Source organism: Xanthocytophaga agilis (assembly GCF_030068605.1).
Classification (GTDB): Bacteria; Bacteroidota; Bacteroidia; order Cytophagales; family 172606-1; genus Xanthocytophaga; species Xanthocytophaga agilis.
Genome location: NZ_JASJOU010000019.1, coordinates 138,576 through 157,769, shown reverse-complemented (window position 1 = coordinate 157,769; position 19,194 = coordinate 138,576). Strand labels below are relative to the sequence as shown.

Sequence of the window (19,194 nt, the reverse complement as noted above, 5' to 3'; positions counted from 1 at the left end):
AGCGGTTTATACTACTTTTAAAGCCAGTATAAATCGCTTTTTTGTTTAACCAACACTTCTATAATCTACTTACTCTTTTATTCTATGAAGAAACTACGATTATTTCTGTGGATGGCCTTGCTGGGTGTACCTGCTATTCAGGTAAATGCACAAGGTAATATCCACCAGCAATCTTCTGTGTACGAGTGGCCTAACGATCCTCAGGTAAAGCAAAAGTTGGATCAATGGCAGGATCAGAAATTTGGTATGATTATCCACTGGGGATTGTATGCAGTTCCAGGTATTATTGAATCTTGGGAACTGTGTTCGGAGGACTGGATCGAACGTGATAGCACTATCTCCTATGATGACTATAAGAAATGGTACTGGGGACAGAGCGCCAAGTTTAATCCTGTAAAATTTAATCCGGATCAATGGGCTACGGCAGCTAAATCAGCAGGGATGAAGTATGTGGTATTCACCACCAAACACCACGACGGATTCAGTATGTTTGATACTAAACAAAGTGACTTTAAAATTACGAATGGTCCTTTTGCTGGTAATCCGAAAGCCAATGTGGCAAAGTATGTGTTTGAAGCTTTCCGAAAGCAGAATTTCATGATTGGGGCGTATTTCTCTAAGCCTGACTGGCATACCGAATACTATTGGTGGCCTAAATATGCCACTGCCGACCGGAACAACAACTATGATATCCGTAAGCATCCATGGCGCTGGAATCAGTTTAAGCAGTATACCTACAACCAGATCAGTGAACTGATGCATGACTATGGAAAGATGGATATTCTATGGTTAGATGGCGGTTGGGTACGTCCACTAGAGACTGTAAATGACGAAGTACGTGCCTGGGGTGCATCTATTCCAGCATGGAGTCAGGATATTGATATGCCTCGTATTGCCAGTATGGCGCGTCAGGCGCAACCTGGTTTACTAATTGTAGACCGTACCGTACATGGCCCTTATGAGAACTATCAGACACCTGAGCAGCGCATTCCGGATCACAAGCTGAACAACCCATGGGAGAGCTGTATGACACTGGGTAATGCCTGGGGATATGTACCAAACGATCAACTGAAGTCTGCAACGAAGGTAGTACATTCTCTGATTGAGATTGTTGCCAAAGGAGGGAGTCTTCTGTTGGGCGTTGGTCCTCAGCCCGATGGTACGCTTACCGAAGAGGCTGTGCAGCGACTGGCAGAAATCGGAAAGTGGCTCGATAAAAACGGACAGGCTATTTACAATACCCGTACTACCGATACGTTCAAAGATGGTGACGTGTATTTTACCAAAGCAAAAACTGGAAATATATTATATGCTCTGGCTCAACTACCAGAAGGCAAAGAAGTACCTGCCTTCATTGAATGGACTGGCAATGCTCCCAAAAAAGGTTCTGCTATGACATTACTTGCAAGTGGTGCCAAAGTAAAATGGGAGCGTAGCGGAAATAAAGTAAAGGTATGGCTACCTGAAGCTTTTCGTAAACAAAACAAGACATATGCTGCTCTGGGTATTGCCTTTACGCCAGAAGGATAAGTCTTTTAAGTAAATGTATCTATAAGTTATAGCCCGTCCGCAAGGTCGGGCTCTTTTGTTTTATTTTCATATGTGGTTTGTGAGTAGAATAATATTTGTTTTCTATTGCAATATGAGTGTTTTAAGATAGATGTTTTTTCAAAAGTTTTAGTTGTAAAATTAATCCCTCCAGACTTATTGCCTATTTTATTCCAAGCTTTGTCTCATAAATTCTCTGGAATATCAGATATTAGAGGCAGAAATTAGCAAGTGTTATACAAGTGAATGATGAATTATAGGAAGCAAATCAGACCGTATTTGTCATTGGTGCTTTTGTTTATGCCTGCAGTATTATTTGCATTACTGCTGATTGTGTTCAGAAACGATAGCATACTGCATATTCAGGGAGCGTTTCCGTTTTTACCGTGGCAGTTTTGGGTCATTGGCATTTTTGGTGTCATTGCAACTGCGGGAGGTGTTCTGGACTGGAAATACCACCGCAATCCTTTACAATTGAAATTATCAAAAAAAGAAAGAGATGCTGAGGCTGCTGCACTCGGGCTAGGCGGCTTGCCAATGTTTGTACTGATGTGGCTGGCTATGATGCATGCAAAGCCTACTCAATTTTTGATTCCTATTTTAGTTGTATTGATTTATACCATAGTGGCAATCTGTTATGATGAATTTGTGTTTCATCGGAAACGGTGTGGAAAGCTGGAAACTATCTATCACCGGATGTTGGTGTTGGGCAATGGCATTGCCTGGCTGTCCTGGTTTCATTTTATTTTTTGCTAATGAACGGCACTGAATTGATCAACAAAAGTAAAGCATGGTTTGATCATGAGCCTGTTGAGGTACATCAGGGAGTTTCGGTTCATGTATTTCAGTACGGTGCCCAATGGATGCATGCCAGGATGAATGACTTATCCCCTACGAATACTTTTCCTTTTGACCAGTCTATCCGGTATGGGTTGTATGGGCTACTCAAATATGGTATATGTCTGGGTAGCTTCCTTTTATCCTGTATTCTGCTTTCCCGTATTCATATTGGATTACTTCCTCTCGCTGTTCTTATTTTCTACTTTGTTGAAGTACACTTATTATTTTTATTTCCATTGCTGATAGATCGTGTTTCCAAGCCTGTTCTAACCAGCATCTGTATTACGTATCGTATTGGGATAGTCCGATGTATAATCACCGTTATGCAGATTGCTTTTTTTATGATGGTAGGATTGTTTAATCTTAGAAAACCTTTTCAAAACTGGTATATTGGCTGTTTGTCAATAGTGCTTTGGTACAAAAACGATGTTAGAGATCGGCTATACAAATGAATATGAAGTTCGTTATGAATCTTATCCATTTCCGGATCAACTAGGGTTCAGTGTGCTGTATCTTTCCGATTTGCACGTAAACCGATATAGTAGTACATTGATTGACAATCTGGAAGTTAGTATCGACAGATTGAACCCTTCTGTTGTTTTACTGGGAGGTGATTATATTGATTCGAAAGGTGGAATAAAACACTTTCAAAAGCTGCTTGCATTCCTTTCTCAAAGATCCCATGTATTTGCTATTGCAGGAAATCATGATTATTTCTTTGGAATTAATGCCATACAGAAAATGGTAGAGGATCAGGGAATCATATGGTTGGAAGGAAAGTCATACGAGATTGAGGTGAATGGTCTTAAAGTGCAAGTGACAAATGAGGTGAGTGGTAATGTAAGCATAAACACCCCTATACGTATCTTGTGTGTACATCATCCGATAGATCCTGACCAGATACAAGATAAGTATCATCTTGTATTTGCAGGACATCTGCATGGTTGTCAGGTTGTATTATGGGAAACAGAAAAAGGGTTGTATCCGGGGAAATGGTTTTACAGAAGGAACTTTCTGAAAGCTAGCCGGAAAAATAGTTTGTATCTGATTAGCAAGGGACTTGGAGACACCTTGCCCATACGTTATAATTGTAAAAAGGATATTCTTCTGGTTACTATCGGAAATCCAGTACTTCTTTAACTACTTTTACTTTTTCAATACTATGAAACCCGGACTGGCAGTTTTATTGGCCTCTGTATATGGATTAACCATTCGCATTTTGTTTGGTTTCTTAAGTGAGATTATGCAAATTATGGGCATTGTTTTTCTGGCGCTAATTCCTGCTATTGTTGGTTTCGTAACCATTTACCTAATGCCTGTCAAACAACTCACTAGTAAAACTTTTGCCTTTTTTATGCCCTGGGTTACTAGTCTGATTTTGCTTGTTGTTACCATCTCGTTAAATATAGAGGGTGCTATCTGCTGGATCATGATTTTTCCTTTTTTTGCTGTTATGGCAGGATTTGGTGGACTGATTGCATTTGAAATTAAGAAGAAGCAAGCTCAAAAGAATGCAGAAAAGAGTGACTGGGAGAAACCTACATCCCTTCAGGTATCTCTGCTTTTTATGGTTCCGGTTTTGCTGGGCTTTATCGAAGGAGAAAGGTCTCTTGTTCCCAAAGAAATGACTATTCGGAGAGAAGTTAGCCTGGATGCCACTTCTAAGGAGGTCTGGAAACAGATTATTGCTTCACATGAGACTCTCCCTTCAGAGCCTTATGGTGGCTCAATGTCTAACCTGATGGGCTTTCCTAGGCATAGTAAGACAACACTGGATACAGCTGCTGTTAAAGGAAAACGAATGGTGTATTATGAGAAAGGCTTATACTTTGAAGAAACCATTTCTCAGTATGAACCTGCCCGAAAGTTGGTTTTAGCTATTAAAACAGACCCACACAAAATACCTCCTACCGTGATGGATGAACATATTCTGATAGGAGGGAAGCACCTGGATATTTTGGAAGATGTTTATGAACTGGAAACATTATCAGATGGAAGAACCCGTCTGTTGTTGTCGAGTCGGTTTTATATCAATACTCCTTTTAACTGGTATGCAGGTATCTGGGCTGAATACCTGATGAAAGATATATTACAAAACGAACTGGATCGTATCGAACAACGGACACTGAGAAGCCAGGTCCGTGCCTTGAGTCATAATGATTTACACACAAGAGATAACTAATTATTGTATGTTGGTATTGTCTAAAGCCGTAAAAATAAGACAAGTAGTTATATTCTTTATCACTTTTTTGCTTGCTTTGCCTTCCTTTATATTTTTTCTGTTAGTGAATAGTGAATATAGTACACTTCTGTTTATAGGAACTTTTCTGATCTTTCTGTATATGAATTGGTTCTGTTCCAGAATCAATAATATTTCAATAAGTAAAAATCAAATTATTGTCGAAAGCTTATATCGGCGAAAGATACTGATTGAAGGTGAAGAGTTTAAGGAAATCCGTATAACAAATCGTTTGTTTGCTGGATTTATCCCATTGCCTATGCCATCCCCTCCCTTTTTTGTTTTTCAGTTAAAAAATGGGAAAAGCTATATTTTTGAGGACATGTCTTATAAATCCTTATTTACTACACTAACCCTAAGTATGAACAAATATGCGAGTAAACTAACAGATAAAGTTTTGCAAGAGTTAGGACAGTAGGTCGTTTGCACCCTTTTGTTTTGTACCCTCTGAAACATTTCCTAAAAGTTTTGAGCAAGATCTAAAATACCGAACTTTATAGCATCTGTCTGGATAGTATTATTGCTTTCCTGATTATCTGAAAAGTTGTTCAAAAGGAATCATTCCACTCAACATTATGCTTTGAAATGTCTGGCTGTTATTGCTAGGAGGGTATCTTTAGAATTGCTTCATTTTTGTATCTTTGTCTGGAATACATGATACTATATGCACGAGACAAAAGGTTTACTCGACAGGATCAAGCACCACGATAAATTGTCGATTACAGTGAATGAAGACTGTAGAATTTACCTGCCGGAAGATGTATTGCAAAAGCTGCTTCAACCACACAAGCTTGCGTTTTATTACTTTGTGTTTATGGATCAGGGTTCTGCAACCTACACAGTAGACCTCGAGGATATTGCAGTGTCTGATGGTCAGATGGTTTTTGGATTGCCCAACCAGATTTTTATCAATTCACCACACAATACAAGCAACCATTATTCTCACCTCGGATTTGATGAAAGTACACTGGCGTTGCTTCCACGTTCGTATCCATTTCTGGTCAATCCGTTACAGCTAAACCGGATTACCTTTGACCCGGATGCCCAGCAACGGGTAAAGGGTGTTTTTGCCAATCTATTTCAGTTGCTTCATTCTTCTGGTAAGCCCAGAAATTCTGAAATCATTCTGGCACATCTGAACGTTTTGTTAACTGAGTTTAACAGCGCCTATTTTGAGCAGAGTGCACCTGAAACGGTTGCCAATCCTAAACTATCAAAATATGTTGCCTTTAAACTTGCCGTAGAAACCCACCTGACCGAGCAACACGATGTGCATACCATCGCTGAAAAGCTGGCAATGACTACCAGCAGCTTGTATGGCGTTGTGAAGGAGTTTTCGGGTGTTTCACCAAAGGAGTGGATCACCAACCGACTTATGCTGGAGGCGCAACGAAAGTTACAGTATGAGTCTCTTTCAGTAAAGGAACTGGCTTACGAACTGGGCTTTAATGACCCTGATTACTTTTCGCGGTTGTTTAAAAAGAGCACAGGCAAGAGCGTGAGTGCCTTTTTAGCTGACCTGCGCGATTTGTCCAGTCAATAAGAAGATTTGTCCATTCCGGTTGGTTGCGTACTGCCTACTTTTGCTGCATCAGGTTTTAAAAACAAATTATAAGATGAAGTCAGCATTAGTAACAGGAGCCAACAAAGGTATTGGCTTTGAAGTTGTGAGACAACTTGCTCAAAACGGGTTCTTTGTGTATGTAGGGAGCCGTAGTCTGGAAAATGGCTTGTCGGCAGTAGAAAAGCTTAAAGCCAGCGGAATCAACAACATTGAAGCTGTGCAACTGGATGTTACCGATCCGGAATCTGTCAGTGCTGCCCGTAGATGGATAGGTGAAAAAACACAGGTGCTGGATGTATTGGTTAACAATGCGGGTATTTCGGGTGTACTTCCACAGTCGGCTCTTGAGTCGCCCGCTGATCAGTTCAAAGCTGTATATGAGACCAATCTATTTGGGGTGATCAGGGTAACACAGGCGTTTATCGATCTGCTGAGAAAGTCATCAGAGCCTCGCATTGTGAATGTGAGCACCAGCATGGCTTCACTGACTCTCGCTGCCGATATTGACAATCTCAATTATCCTACCCGGTATGCTATGTATCAATCGTCTAAGTCTGCACTGAATATGTACACGATTAATCTGGCCTACGAACTTCGTGATACACCATTTAAAGTTAATGCAGTGTGTCCCGGATATACCCAAACCGATTTTACCAATTATCAAGGAACAAGCACGCCACAAGAGGCAGGACAACGAATTGCTAAATACGCGTTGATCGGTCAGGATGGACCTACCGGAAAGTTTTTCAGCGAAGAATATTTTCCAGCACCTGCTACGTGTCCCTGGTAGAATCAAAAAACACAGGAACGAAAAGGACTTGAGTAGACAGAAGAAGAGGGAAGAAAGAGCGAGTTGAAAAGTAATCAAAATAAAACAGAGCCTATACTTTTGAAAAGGCATAGGCTCTATTGAGTATCATTTTGGATCAAAAAAAACTTTTGTTTTCTATTTCAAGCGTTTGCCAAATGCTTTTTCTGCCATCATCTGATATTCCTGCTGAGTTACTACAGTGGTCTCTTTCTCTTCTTTGTCATACAAAGTTGGCTTACCATTGTAATATTTAACAAGTGTATAGGCAAGCAGAACACCCCAGCTATCCCAAAAACAACGAACTTTGTTTCCCACTATGTCATTGGATGAGGTTGATAGAGGACCACCATCAATCATAATATCAATTTGATTTCCCTTAAAGATGTCATCTATATATATCCTTTTAATGGTTAGGTCAGGGACATTAAACCCTTGTTTATAAAGCTCCTGTAGTGTTTGATGATAGTTAGTCTTTAACTCTTCAAAATCTGGGATCTGTTTCAGTTGAATATCTGAATACACGCCCCATTGCCATTCTTTGTCCCATTGCCAGTAACCACTTTCTAGTGAACAGGGAAACCCTTCGTCAACAGCCTGGCGTAAGTCAGATGATTTTGCAAAAATTAAATTTGCAACTTGTCCTCCATCCAGATTGCTTATATTGTATTCATAGTCAGGATTGTTATCTCTGGTAACTTTTTCCAGTATAGGGATTATGATCTCTAGATCAATATAGTCACCCTCAGATGAGGTTCTGAATTCATAGTTTTTGCCTGCTATCTGAAATATAGAAACGTATTGCTTTTCAGAGTCATCATGTTTTTCTTTAACCAGTTGATACTGAAATCCTCCCAGATCCAGCATCTCTTTTATTAACTTTGTTAAATCTTCGTTCCCATAAATACATTCTACATCAAACTCTATCCACTTAATGCAATATTTTGCTTCTAGAAGGCTATAATTGGTTCCCATTACACTGTCAAACTTATTTAGATTTTCATATTTTGTGCTATCGTAGTTGTCATTATATAACTCAGAGAAATCGTATATGTCTTTGTGATAACAGGTGGTGGTAATAAGAAGAATCGAGGTAGAGAGAAGTAAAGACTTCACTAGTAATGCTTTCACTTTTGTCGAAATATTAAATGGTATATGAATTTATCTGTAGTCGGAATATATACATTCGATGTACCGAATGCTAAATTGCTAGGTTATTTTTATTTTGGTTTTTACTGTCATTTAATCGCCCGATTTGTAGAAAATTGAATCATCTTTCTGTAGCTGAATATGTTATCCTTTCAACTCTTTTGCTACTAACATATAAGCGACTGTTTCATGAATATCTTGCTTTCTATTCATCTGTAAAGTCTGGTAGTATTCCATTGGTAATTTTTACTAAGATGAAGATTATTTATTCAGCCATAGTAATCGCACTTCTTAGTGCGTGTTCTCAAAAACAGACCAACGACAAAATCAAAAATGAGCTTGAGGCGCTGGATCTGAAACGCGGTGATATAGCCCTTTGCTTTTCCGGCAAAAATGAGTTTGGTAAAGTTCGTTTTGCAACAGGTTGCTCACCTGAAACAGCTGAGGATTTTAACATGGCAACGGCACTGCTACACTCATTTGAATACACCGAGTCTGAAAAAGTATATGCGCGTATTATAGAGAAAGACCCTCATTGTATTATGGCTTACTGGGGTGCTGCTATGTGCAGTTTTCATCCTCTCTGGGAACCACCTACTGAGGCCGATCTACAAAAAGGAGCAGACGTAATAAAGCTGGCACGTACACTTGTCACTGATGCTACCTCACGAGAGGCGAAATACCTGGAGACCATTGCCACTATCTATGATGGCTGGAAAGAAACGGATTACAAAACCCGTGTAGCAAAATTTGAAGTAGCATCTGGAAAGCTTGCAGCTGATTTTCCAGACGATACGGAGGCTGCCATTTTTCATGCTTTGGCAATTCGAGCCGCTGCTGATCCGAAAGATAAAACCTTTGTCAAACAGAAACAGGCTGGTGATATTCTCAATGCTGTACTGACAAAAGATCCCATGCATCCTGGTGTGGCACATTACATCATTCATGTCTATGACTACCCACAGCTGGCAGAACAGGCATTAACCTCTGCACGGGAGTATGCCTCACTTGCTCCTGCAAGTGCGCATGCTCAACACATGCCTTCACACATATTTACCAGGTTAGGCTTATGGGATGAGTCCATAGAATCCAATAGCAAGTCGGTGGATGCAGCAAAGTGTTATGCGGGAAATGTAGGAATGAAAGGGCATTGGGATGAAGAACTTCACGGATTGGATTATCTCATGTATGCTTACCTGCAAAAGGGGGACGAGGTGAATGCCAGAAAGGAATTTGAATATTTTAAAACCATTCAGGAAGTTTTTCCTATGAGTTCCAAAGACGCATTTTCATTTGGAGCTGTGCCTGCCCGTTATGTTGTTGAACGACGGGACTGGAAAGCGGCTGCGGCACTTGTACTTACTCCATCTACGTTTTCATGGGACACTTATTATTGGGAACGTTCCAATACCGATTTTGCCCGGCTACTAGGTGCCGTACATGAAAAAGACCTCGTTAACGCACGGCAAAGCCTGCAACAGTTAAAACAGTCTTATGAAAAGCTAGTGGAGGCAAAAGAGGTATACAAATCAAATCTGGTACAGATTCAGGTAAAAGCGGGTGAGGGTTGGGTAAAGCTGGCAGAGGGCCAGAAAAAGGAAGCACTGGCCTTGATGACTACCGCAGCAGAGATGGAAGATGCTACAGAAAAACATCCTGTTAGCCCTGGTCCAATTATACCAGCACGCGAACTACTCGGTGACATGTATATGCAGATAGGTGATGTGGTTCATGCCCTCGAAGCGTATGAATCTGCTCTTCAGCGTCAGCCAAATAGATTCAATGGTCTGTACAGTGCTGCAGAAGCGACAGCAAAGAATGGTAACGCAATAAAAGCAAAACAATACTATCAGAAAATGATAGCTATAGCACAGTCCTCTTCACGTACTGAAATGAAGGTGGCTACTGCATATGTAAGTAGGCATTGACTCTCTATTTATGACACAAGCGTGTAAACTAAAGCGTGTCTAATGTGAAACTTACTTTTATGCTATTATAACGTAAACGACCCATAATTGGACATACTTTTCGGTTTGTATAGCACTTTAGGAAAGATTTGTAATAATTGTAATCAACGATTCTGCTTTAGTTGCTGCTAAGTCAGTATCGATGTTTGATCCGATCCTGTAGGAACATAGGTGTGCCCCTATAGAATTGGAAGAACTTAGACAGAGTCTACCCGAGTCGGGACGATCTGCTACTTGTCCCTATATTGGTTCAGATCCATACTCATCTTTGGGGTAACAACGGACAGGGCAATTACACCACAATGTCCTTTTCTGTTAGCAATAATTTTTAGTGGCAATGCATATGGAAACTTGCTGCTTTTGCATCTAAGAGTAAAACCTGATACACTAGATGCGTTATTATCCCCTTCTGATTGTTGGTCTGGTCGCCTTTTATTCCTGTAACTCAACAAGTAAACCCCAAAGCCAATTTGAAAACATTCCTTCAACTGACAGTACTTGTCTGAAGGAAGTCAGGAATGCAAAGGCAGATATTCGAAAGGGTAAACTTACTTTCTGCCATTTTGTAGGAATGTTAGTAAAGAAGTCTTCGCGAAGCGATCAGGAGATGGATTCCTTGCTGACCCTGTTTGGGATAAATCACCAAGCAGAACTTGTATCAGATGTAGTTATGGAAGGACAGACAGACGGATGTTATTGTGGGTTTATGAGGGAGCAAATTGACCAAAAGTTCGGCAAAACCTTTATAGACTCTTTATTGACTGTCTCGGATAGTTTGTATGTTCAAAACCATATCCATGACACCATGTATTATGCATCCTGTGACACCAGACCCAATTATCCCAGTGATACGACTTCTTACGAAGATGAATTTAGTGAAAGGTTTCAAAATGATCTGGATCAACGTCTAATTTATCCGGTAGGCTATAGTAAAAGGGCAAACAACGATTCGCCTGCCTTTGTTGATGTATATTTATATGTTGAAAAATCGGGTAATGCCTCTATTACAGGTTATCGGTTTGTATTTGATATGAAGACTAACCACAAATATGAAACCTATTTTAAAAGCAAGATTGAGGAGGCAATTCGAATCAAAGGTTGGACGCCTGCTACAATAAGAAAGCAAAAAGTAAATTCGGATATGGTAATGCGTTTATTTTTCGACTAATTGATTGTCAGGTATTGGTTCGCCTGATGTTTATAAATACTTGAGAGCGTTTGTGTACGCCACTATTTTATTGTAATTCTGTTGCTAAGTATATAATTCCTAAAGCAAAATACTATGAAAGTTTTTGTATTGTGGCTAGCTGCCTTGCTGGTACTTTGTTCTACTGGATTTGCTCAATCTGCTTGGCGGGAAAAAGAGAATGCATTATGGGCGGACTATAATGCAAAAAAACTGACCTTAGAAGAATGGAATCATAAATTATTAACTGAGGCTGGTTCTCTTGGTGCTGGACTTACTGTATGGTTTAATGAACAAAAGTCAGGTGATACTGTATCTATTGTGTCAAGACATATAAAGCAGGCAAATAAGTTTGCTCTCTACATACCTGAAGACTGGAACATACATGATGGAAAATATGCTTCATATATCCGTATGTATCTGGTTAACTTTCTGGATTTTACAATATATATTCCAAGGATGGATGCCACTGTAGATAACTTTTCAGATTATATAAAAATCAACAATACATGGTATAAAATCCGAGACAATGAAAAATCCCGTTGTGGAAATAGTTATTATAAGTCAAAACTTGGCCCTAGAGGGTTGTATGTATTGAATGTGAACTCTATACATCAGGAAAAAGGAAGTGAGAAAGTAAAATACAAAATTACTTTTGATCTTAATGGTAAAAAGATTGAGTCAAATGAGATAGAAATTTCACTTTATCCCAATCAACTAAAACGACTGATGGGTGAACTACACTAAACTACTAATCTGGTCAGTAGCCTTGTTCTTCTGCCACAAGTACAGCATTCTTTCAATGAGACTTTTCAAACAATAAAGATGACACACAAACCGGGTATGATTGAATCAGCCTGGCTATCCCTCACAGCTTAATCACTTTTCGGTACACCTGACCTTTGTGAGCATCCGTAATCCGAAGCACATACATGCCTTTGGCCAGCGAAGTCAGATTTACAGCCGTAGAGTAAAGCGTTTGTGAGTCTACCAGTCGTCCCAGACGGTCCAGTATGTCTACATATCTGGGCACAATACCACAGTCAGAACGCAGAATTACCATATCCTGTGTGGGATTAGGATACACAATCAGCTGCTGGAGAGTGCATTCTTCACCAGAAGAAGAGGGGATGTTGTTGAAATACGATTGGATAAAGTTGGGAAAGCTGCGAAAGTTCACCACTGAGTCGGGTATACCAAAAGCAAATCGTTGGAAAGATACCCCACAGTCAAATCCAGCCCGATTAGGATGTGCAATGACCAGCATATCATTATTTCCGCCATTCTCATTGTTACTTCCTTCGCCAGCCCCATATATTTTTCCATCAGGGGCAATGTGCAAGGTATTGAAAACTACATTGACTGGCCAGGCTTTTTCGGATATATTGGTACAGGGATTAAACCGAATAATACTTTTACCAGAAGAGAGCGCCTGAGAAAGGCTTGGTAAAGATAGATCATACTGACGGATTAGCTCCATCAGGTTGGTTTTATCTATCTTATTGAAAGACGTGACATATAACTTAGTGTTATCTGGTGAAAAGCTTACCCCCATCTGCTGTGAGATATTTCCATAGTTCTGATAATTGGAAATAGTACCTGTAGCTGCATCAAAATCAAATACATCAAAGGGGTGACCCAGAATATTGTATACGGCACAAGCCAGCTTTTTGCCATCTGGAGAGGCTTTTACTTCACCTAAAACTTCATGATAGCTGCCAATGCTGCTTGGACGAACCTGATACTCGGAGCCAATACGCTGTTGACTAGGAGGTTGTATACCAGACGGGTCTATTAAACAGGTATAAAACGAATCACCAACTGCCTCATGTAAAATGAGCCAGTAGTCCGTGCCATTTGTATGCGGAACAGCGGTGAGTTTAGCACTCAGGTTATCGGTTAGAAACAGGTTGTTTTGATCATCCACAATGTCTCCTTTGCCATCATCCAGTTGCATGTCAATAATTGAATAGCGCAATTGAAAAGAATAGGTGCCATTGCCAATAAGGCCTTCACTTAAATCACCAAATATACAGTTAGCAGAAGTGTCTGGTATGTTGTTAGTTACCGGATATAAGCTAAACAGGTAATAAAGCGATTCGCTTTCGGGGACAGGTACAATCAGTACGGATTGAGGAACAGGCCCACTGCACTCCTCTGAAAAAAAATGGCTATTGGGCATACGCTGATGAAAGCGGTTCCAGACATTGCGCCCATTGCTGTAAAATAGCAGTTCCTCTGTATTTTTGTCAGACATAGTGACGCATCCTCTGACTGTAAGCATATCACTATTTCGGTCTATTATGGGAGTCCCATTGCTAAAGTCAAACCCCTGTTTTCGGCCAAAGTACCAATGGGTAGCTTCTTTCTGTGCCTGGCAGGGAACCAGCTGAAACAAAAACAGAAAAATAGGCAGTGATCTATGTGCAAAATGTTTCATGATAAGAAATCGTGAAAAAAAGTTTCTTGTGTAATATAAACGTATTGATGTAAATAATTGTATTAAATAATGGAATATTTTTGATGTAGTAACATTATTTTGCTGGCTGACTTATCGTGTCCCATAGCTTTTTTGGGAAAGAGGTGTGTAAATAAAGGGAAAAACGCCTCTCTGTCCTCTCCTGTAAGTACCACACTTTTCCTATCCTCCTGGAAGGATTTCCTGACAAATAGAGCTATGCTTGGCTTATGAGAAAAACAATTATCTCAAGTCGGAAAGGTCACTAGTCTTGTCACGGCTCTTTTCAGAAGGGCAAAAAGAGAATCGGACTTTCCCATTATTCGGCGGGTAACGACCAGACTAATAGTCCTCCACAAATTTGTCTTTCCATAAAATTATAATTATACAAAAAGTGTAAAATAATAATAGTTTATTACTAGATTCGTTGCAAATATTTTTCTGTTGTAAAACTATTTTCTGATGTAGAATACGTTTCAAGAATGCCTTTTTGATGCCAGGCGCTTTAAACAGTTTAATTGGTAAGAGGATGGTAACCTTATTTTAAATTAGCTCAACGAACAGATTTTGTAGCGAGCCAAGTTATTTACCTATAAACCAATCGTAACATAGCAAAAGCTATAGACCGAAAAATAGGTGAAGGCGCAGCCTAAAATATGCCTTTGAAGCCTTTACAAATAAGGTAGACATTCTCTAAGAATTACTTCAGGAACCGACGATCTACCATGAAAGCAAAACAATGGCCTATTACACTTCTTATTACACTTCCCTTTCTGCTCACTACCTGTAACCGACATGTGACTCCCGCCATGCAGGTTAAGGAGGAAGAGGGATTTGAGACACCCTACACTGTAAACTCAGATCCATCGCCATTGCCACTTACCCCGGAACAGACACTGGCATCGTTTCGACTGCCCAAAGGATATCATATGGAACTGGTTGCCAGCGAACCCATGATAACCGAACCGGTAGCTATTGCCTGGGATGGCAATGAACGTATGTATGTGGCTCAGATGGAGACCTATATGCAGACAGTAGACACCACTGGAGAGCACGAACCACACAGCAGAATTATGCTGCTGGAGGATACAAATAACGATGGCCGGATGGACAAAAGCTCTGTGTTTATAGACAAGCTGATGTTGCCCCGTATGATCTTGTGTGTAGGTTCGGAGTTGTTAGTAAACGAAACAGATACCTACGATATATATGCCTACAAAGACACCAACGGAGATGGTGTGGCAGATCAGAAACGATGTGTCTATCATATTAATAAGAGAGCTCCAGGCAATCTGGAGCACCAGCGCAGCGGCCTGGACTGGAACATGGACAACTGGATTTATGTAACGGTAGATCCTGTACGTTTTCGTTATAAAAATGGGATGCTAGAAGCAGATACATTGGCAAGTGGCTCGAACGGGCAATGGGGACTGACACACGATAACTTTGGACGGCTGTTTTTTAGCAGAGCAGGAGGGGAGAATGCTGGTTCCGGATTCCAGATCAATCCTGCATATGGTCAACTGGAGTTCAGGGATGCCTATATCGATTCTACCTTTGGGGCTGTATGGCCTATTATTAAAACACCTGATATCCAGGGCGGACTTAAACGTATTCGCCCCGATACTACCCTGAATCATTTTACCGCCGGAAATGGGCAGTCTATTTTCAGAGGAGATCGGTTGCCTAAAACATTGGTGGGTGATTACCTTATCAATGAACCCGTAGCCCGCATTATCCGGCGTGCAAAGGTCCTCAACAAGGCGGGTAAGGTGACACTGGAAAATGCCTATGACAAACAGGAGTTTATTGCCTCTACAGATATGAACTTTCGTCCTGTCAATACCTACACCGGGCCAGATGGATGTTTGTATATTGTAGACATGTACAGAGGTATTATTCAGGAAGGAACCTGGACCGCTAAAGGCAGCTACCTGCGTCCGCAGATTCAGCGTCTGGGACTGGATAAAAACATTCAGAGAGGACGTATCTACAGGCTGGTATATGATCGCCTTTCAAGAGGTCCCAAACCAAAAATGCTTAGTGAGCCCGGAAGCAAGCTGGTGGCCTATCTGGATCATCCCAATGGCTGGTGGAGAGACAATGCCCAGAAAGAACTGGTGGTGAGACAGGATAAAGCTGTGATCCCTGTATTAAAACAGATCATAAAGGGAGAGGCTGCCTTTGGCCATAAACCATCCGCCCTGGGACGCCTGCATGCTTTGTGGACACTGGAAGGATTAGAGGCGCTAGATAAGAGTATTGTTCTGACAGCCATGAAGGATGAAGATGAGCAGGTAAGACGGGCTGCTGTCTGGGTAAGCGAACCCTGGTTGATAGCGAATGATGTAGATATGTTGACTCAGCTGAAAGCCATGAAAGACGATGCCAGCTATGACGTACGGGTGCAGTTGCTGTTATCACTTCATAAAAGTCAGTCACCAAAAGCTAAAGAGCTGGTAAATGAGGTTCTGGAAGCAAATACCGGCAATGAAATGCTGAAAAATACACAACTGGCCATCGAAAGAAATGACGATGTAAAAAAATATGGTATTAAACTGGGTAGCCTCAATGAAGCAAATCGAAAGATGATTCTGAATGGAGCTATGATTTTTCAATCTCTTTGTTCAACTTGCCACGGACCCGAAGGACAGGGACTACCTAGTCAGGTTGCGCCTCCATTGGCAGGCTTCTCTCAACGATTGATGACCAACAAGGATGCCATGATTAAAATCTTGTTGCACGGATTAACCGGACCTATTGAGGATAAAACCTATCCGGATATAATGCCACCCATGGGGGCTAACGAGGATGAATGGATAGCTTCTGTATTGAGTTATGTGCGGTATGATTTAGGTCGCCCCAACAGAGGGGGCGTTTCAACAGAAGAACTATCCCGGATTCTGGTAAAGCCGGAAGAGGTAAAAAATATGAGACAGCATACTGCAGGAAGAGACAAAGCCTGGACCTGGACAGAACTGGCTCCTGCACCTAAAGCACCCAATTGATTGTAAAAAAGACTAAACACTAACTTAACAATTATACCTGTTGCTATGCCCCTTACCAATCTATTTAACCGCAGAAATTTTCTGAAAAAAGCCACTGCCGGAACAGCACTTTCCCTATCCATTCCTCAAATTGTATCTGCTGCCTTTGCTGCTGAAAAAGTTGGCAAAATCACCTTACAAAAGGATGATATCATTCTTTTTCAAGGTGATTCTATTACCGATGCCGGCAGAAAGCGTGAAGCATCAGAGGCAAACAATACAGGTGCTTTAGGATCTGGATATGCCTTTATGGCCGCTTCTGATTTACTTTTGCAACATGCAGACAAAACCCTGAAAATCTATAACAAAGGCATTAGTGGAAACAAGGTGTATCAGCTTGCCGAACGTTGGGATGCCGATTGTCTGGATCTGAAACCGAATGTACTCAGTATATTGATTGGCGTAAACGACTTCTGGCATACGCTAACCCATAACTACACAGGCACGGTCCAAACCTACCAGACCGATCTGAAAGCACTGCTGGATCGCACCAAACAAAAGTATCCGACTATTAAACTCGTCATCGGAGAGCCTTTTGCTGTAACGGGCATTAAGGCAGTAGATGAGAAGTGGTATCCTGCCTTTAACGACTACCGCAAGGCTTCTCGTGAGATAGCAGATAGCTATGGTGCCGTATATATTCCTTACCAGACGGTATTTGATAAAGCCCAAAAAGCTGCTCCCGGCGTCTACTGGACCTACGATGGTGTACACCCCAGCATTGCAGGTGCCCGACTGATGGCCCAAGCCTGGCTGGAAGCTATAAAAGGATGAAAGTTACTTGTCTCTTCTCTTAGAAACATAATATTGAGACTTTTAAGGGAAGAGACCTGAAATTTCCTTATATAGTTTAATTTTTAATTTATTTCTCTTTAAGTTGAGCACCTTCTGTACGAATAGCTGTTATCACCAACCGGATTTTCTCCACCCCTTTCAGAACGTCTTCCTCGTAGGTGGTCTGAGCCTCAAAAACACCTATACCACCATTCTCTTCATAGTTCTTAGCTTCTTTAAGACTTTGGGTAATTGTCTGAGTATTTGTAACCACTTGTTCAAGATCTGTGAGGATATCTATAGACTTTAGCGATTCCTGTTTATGTTTCCATACCAAAAGTTCTTCCAGTAATTTCTCTTTATTCGACTTATTAGCCTCCAGGATTTGTTCTAGTGTCTTTTTTTCGTTTTTTCCTTCGTATGTAATCAATTCTCTCAGAACGTTGTCCTTTATCTTTGGATACTGGCTGAGTAACGTCTTTAGTTTGTCTTTTTGTGGAATAGCAGAACTGTTTTTAACCCACATTCCGGTGTATTCTGAAAGTTGTTGGATAAAGGTAAGTACTTCTTCAAACGGAATTTTTGAGACAGGTTTCTGACTGCTTGTTGTCTGGTTACATGAACTAAAACAGGCAATAACGGCAAAAAGGAATACAAGACATGATTTCATAAGCAATACTAGAAGGAATAGTTATTCACACAGATAGAAAGGATGTTATACATCAATCTGTTACCTGAGGTGATCGGCATCTCTAATATAGGCTTCTGAATAAAAGCAGAATGTATCGGCTGGGTAAACAAGTTCACCCAGTATGTAGGAAAGGAGGCTGATGTTGATTAATCAGACTTTTGTGTTACTGAAAAACAGAAGAAATTTTTCTGGAATTATGAATTAAAAAGGATTAGAGGAGTGTTAGTGAAATACACAACAATGGGAAAAGTTTCTCATTTGACTTCAACAACATACAATTCCTGATCCTTACTATAGGTGCTATCACAGGATTCAAGAGCCATAGGGCGATCTAACCGGATTGTATCTATACCGGGTTTGATCGCTTTAAAGACAAAAGCAGCTGGGTGATCACATCCGTCACACATTCTTGATGCTTCTGTTTCTCCCACTGCTTTACTTTTTATGAACTGGACATGTGATAATGACTTTTCATTAACAATGCAATAATAACAACATGAATTGGTGAAATAATAGATTTCTACCATTTGTCCCACATGCAATTGATACCTGATCAAGTTGATATAGTGGCCCTCTTTACTAGTACAACCGGAAATTGTCTGCAAGAGAAAGCTTGATATTAGTATGTATGAACGAAAATGCTTCATGATTTTAGAAATGTTACACATATAATCAAAAAGAACGGTATTAATTCTACCACACAGAAAGAAAGTTCAATCAAAACAGAACGTTCTTTTATTTTTTTGAACAACGTATAGATCACCATAGAATATAATCCATAGAAAAACATACATACAAAGGTGCCTATCACCAATAGGCCAAAAAAGTCTGAACCTACAGGATTATAAAAGGCCTTTGCCAGCAAGCCAAAAATGACCAGATAGATAAACAGGATAAACAGCATTCGAAAAAGAAGCATCTTT

At 40.5% G+C, this 19,194-nt stretch carries 18 protein-coding genes; 13 read left to right on the top strand and 5 right to left on the bottom strand.

The window, feature by feature from the left end; translation table 11 throughout:
- The first annotated feature begins 84 nt into the window (after nt 1-84).
- From QNI22_RS35320 to QNI22_RS35285, 8 genes are all read left to right on the top strand, one after another.
- The gene (locus QNI22_RS35320) at nt 85-1,530 is read left to right on the top strand and encodes an alpha-L-fucosidase (RefSeq protein WP_314518690.1); all 1,446 of its coding nucleotides are present in this window, start codon (nt 85-87) and stop codon (nt 1,528-1,530) included.
- Nucleotides 1,531-1,848: 318 nt separating this feature from the next.
- Complete coding sequence (locus QNI22_RS35315; protein ID WP_314518688.1) at nt 1,849-2,304, top strand: hypothetical protein; 456 nt, start codon at nt 1,849-1,851, stop codon at nt 2,302-2,304.
- Nucleotides 2,304-2,840, top strand: coding sequence for a hypothetical protein (locus tag QNI22_RS35310; RefSeq protein ID WP_314518687.1), 537 nt, complete (start codon nt 2,304-2,306; stop codon nt 2,838-2,840). Before QNI22_RS35315 ends, QNI22_RS35310 begins: the two co-directional genes overlap by 1 nt.
- The gene (locus QNI22_RS35305; RefSeq protein ID WP_314518685.1) at nt 2,815-3,528 is read left to right on the top strand and encodes a metallophosphoesterase; all 714 of its coding nucleotides are present in this window, start codon (nt 2,815-2,817) and stop codon (nt 3,526-3,528) included. The genes QNI22_RS35310 and QNI22_RS35305 overlap by 26 nt, the downstream gene beginning before the upstream one ends.
- 22 nt (nt 3,529-3,550) lie before the next feature.
- Nucleotides 3,551-4,570, top strand: a complete 1,020-nt coding sequence (locus QNI22_RS35300; RefSeq protein WP_314518683.1) for a hypothetical protein — start codon at nt 3,551-3,553, stop codon at nt 4,568-4,570.
- A 160-nt stretch (nt 4,571-4,730) separates the two neighbouring features.
- On the top strand, nt 4,731-5,045 hold the full coding sequence (locus QNI22_RS35295) for a hypothetical protein (protein ID WP_314518682.1): 315 nt from the start codon (nt 4,731-4,733) through the stop codon (nt 5,043-5,045).
- A 246-nt stretch (nt 5,046-5,291) separates the two neighbouring features.
- Nucleotides 5,292-6,170 (top strand): AraC family transcriptional regulator, encoded by an 879-nt coding sequence (locus tag QNI22_RS35290; RefSeq protein WP_314518680.1) that lies wholly within the window; start codon nt 5,292-5,294, stop codon nt 6,168-6,170.
- Nucleotides 6,171-6,243: 73 nt separating this feature from the next.
- Entirely contained in the window at nt 6,244-6,981 is a 738-nt protein-coding gene (locus tag QNI22_RS35285) for an SDR family oxidoreductase (RefSeq protein ID WP_314518679.1), read from the top strand.
- 156 nt (nt 6,982-7,137) lie between these two features.
- On the opposite strand, the gene QNI22_RS35280 is transcribed toward QNI22_RS35285, so the two are convergent.
- A complete protein-coding gene (locus QNI22_RS35280) occupies nt 7,138-8,130 on the bottom strand; it encodes a hypothetical protein (protein ID WP_314518677.1) in 993 nt (330 codons plus the stop codon).
- Nucleotides 8,131-8,264: 134 nt separating this feature from the next.
- Between QNI22_RS35280 and QNI22_RS35275 the strand changes: the two genes are divergently transcribed.
- From QNI22_RS35275 to QNI22_RS35265, 3 genes are all read left to right on the top strand, one after another.
- Nucleotides 8,265-10,076, top strand: a complete 1,812-nt coding sequence (locus QNI22_RS35275; RefSeq protein WP_314518675.1) for a tetratricopeptide repeat protein — start codon at nt 8,265-8,267, stop codon at nt 10,074-10,076.
- Nucleotides 10,077-10,506: 430 nt separating this feature from the next.
- A complete protein-coding gene (locus QNI22_RS35270) occupies nt 10,507-11,283 on the top strand; it encodes a hypothetical protein (protein ID WP_314518674.1) in 777 nt (258 codons plus the stop codon).
- A gap of 114 nt (nt 11,284-11,397) precedes the next feature.
- Complete coding sequence (locus tag QNI22_RS35265; RefSeq protein ID WP_314518671.1) at nt 11,398-12,048, top strand: hypothetical protein; 651 nt, start codon at nt 11,398-11,400, stop codon at nt 12,046-12,048.
- 121 nt (nt 12,049-12,169) lie between these two features.
- On the opposite strand, the gene QNI22_RS35260 is transcribed toward QNI22_RS35265, so the two are convergent.
- Complete coding sequence (locus tag QNI22_RS35260) at nt 12,170-13,741, bottom strand: T9SS type A sorting domain-containing protein (RefSeq protein WP_314518670.1); 1,572 nt, start codon at nt 13,739-13,741, stop codon at nt 12,170-12,172.
- A 743-nt stretch (nt 13,742-14,484) separates the two neighbouring features.
- On the opposite strand from QNI22_RS35260, the gene QNI22_RS35255 reads away from it, so the two are divergent.
- Both QNI22_RS35255 and QNI22_RS35250 read left to right on the top strand, forming a co-directional pair.
- Nucleotides 14,485-16,767, top strand: a complete 2,283-nt coding sequence (locus QNI22_RS35255) for a DUF7133 domain-containing protein (protein WP_314518668.1) — start codon at nt 14,485-14,487, stop codon at nt 16,765-16,767.
- 45 nt (nt 16,768-16,812) lie between these two features.
- The gene (locus tag QNI22_RS35250; RefSeq protein ID WP_314518667.1) at nt 16,813-17,580 is read left to right on the top strand and encodes an SGNH/GDSL hydrolase family protein; all 768 of its coding nucleotides are present in this window, start codon (nt 16,813-16,815) and stop codon (nt 17,578-17,580) included.
- A gap of 88 nt (nt 17,581-17,668) precedes the next feature.
- Here QNI22_RS35250 and QNI22_RS35245 read toward each other — a convergent pair whose 3' ends face one another.
- The 3 genes from QNI22_RS35245 to QNI22_RS35235 form a co-directional block, all read right to left on the bottom strand.
- Complete coding sequence (locus QNI22_RS35245; protein ID WP_314518665.1) at nt 17,669-18,250, bottom strand: hypothetical protein; 582 nt, start codon at nt 18,248-18,250, stop codon at nt 17,669-17,671.
- 275 nt (nt 18,251-18,525) lie between these two features.
- On the bottom strand, nt 18,526-18,798 hold the full coding sequence (locus QNI22_RS35240; protein WP_314518663.1) for a hypothetical protein: 273 nt from the start codon (nt 18,796-18,798) through the stop codon (nt 18,526-18,528).
- Between the two features lie 116 nt (nt 18,799-18,914).
- The gene (locus tag QNI22_RS35235; protein WP_314518661.1) at nt 18,915-19,190 is read right to left on the bottom strand and encodes a hypothetical protein; all 276 of its coding nucleotides are present in this window, start codon (nt 19,188-19,190) and stop codon (nt 18,915-18,917) included.
- Nucleotides 19,191-19,194: the final 4 nt, after the last annotated feature.

What these genes read in the sequence shown, in the direction of transcription:
- QNI22_RS35310 (WP_314518687.1), top strand. Translation starts at nt 2,304, where the DNA reads ATGAACGGCACTGAATTGATCAACAAAAGTAAAGCATGGTTTGATCAT.
- QNI22_RS35305 (WP_314518685.1), top strand. Translation starts at nt 2,815, where the DNA reads ATGTTAGAGATCGGCTATACAAATGAATATGAAGTTCGTTATGAATCT.
- QNI22_RS35245 (WP_314518665.1), bottom strand. Translation starts at nt 18,250, where the DNA reads ATGAAATCATGTCTTGTATTCCTTTTTGCCGTTATTGCCTGTTTTAGT.
- QNI22_RS35295 (WP_314518682.1), top strand. Translation starts at nt 4,731, where the DNA reads ATGAATTGGTTCTGTTCCAGAATCAATAATATTTCAATAAGTAAAAAT.
- QNI22_RS35265 (WP_314518671.1), top strand. Translation starts at nt 11,398, where the DNA reads ATGAAAGTTTTTGTATTGTGGCTAGCTGCCTTGCTGGTACTTTGTTCT.
- QNI22_RS35250 (WP_314518667.1), top strand. Translation starts at nt 16,813, where the DNA reads ATGCCCCTTACCAATCTATTTAACCGCAGAAATTTTCTGAAAAAAGCC.
- QNI22_RS35255 (WP_314518668.1), top strand. Translation starts at nt 14,485, where the DNA reads ATGAAAGCAAAACAATGGCCTATTACACTTCTTATTACACTTCCCTTT.
- QNI22_RS35235 (WP_314518661.1), bottom strand. Translation starts at nt 19,190, where the DNA reads ATGCTTCTTTTTCGAATGCTGTTTATCCTGTTTATCTATCTGGTCATT.
- QNI22_RS35320 (WP_314518690.1), top strand. Translation starts at nt 85, where the DNA reads ATGAAGAAACTACGATTATTTCTGTGGATGGCCTTGCTGGGTGTACCT.
- QNI22_RS35260 (WP_314518670.1), bottom strand. Translation starts at nt 13,741, where the DNA reads ATGAAACATTTTGCACATAGATCACTGCCTATTTTTCTGTTTTTGTTT.
- QNI22_RS35270 (WP_314518674.1), top strand. Translation starts at nt 10,507, where the DNA reads ATGCGTTATTATCCCCTTCTGATTGTTGGTCTGGTCGCCTTTTATTCC.
- QNI22_RS35300 (WP_314518683.1), top strand. Translation starts at nt 3,551, where the DNA reads ATGAAACCCGGACTGGCAGTTTTATTGGCCTCTGTATATGGATTAACC.
- QNI22_RS35240 (WP_314518663.1), bottom strand. Translation starts at nt 18,798, where the DNA reads ATGGTAGAAATCTATTATTTCACCAATTCATGTTGTTATTATTGCATT.
- QNI22_RS35285 (WP_314518679.1), top strand. Translation starts at nt 6,244, where the DNA reads ATGAAGTCAGCATTAGTAACAGGAGCCAACAAAGGTATTGGCTTTGAA.
- QNI22_RS35290 (WP_314518680.1), top strand. Translation starts at nt 5,292, where the DNA reads ATGCACGAGACAAAAGGTTTACTCGACAGGATCAAGCACCACGATAAA.
- QNI22_RS35315 (WP_314518688.1), top strand. Translation starts at nt 1,849, where the DNA reads ATGCCTGCAGTATTATTTGCATTACTGCTGATTGTGTTCAGAAACGAT.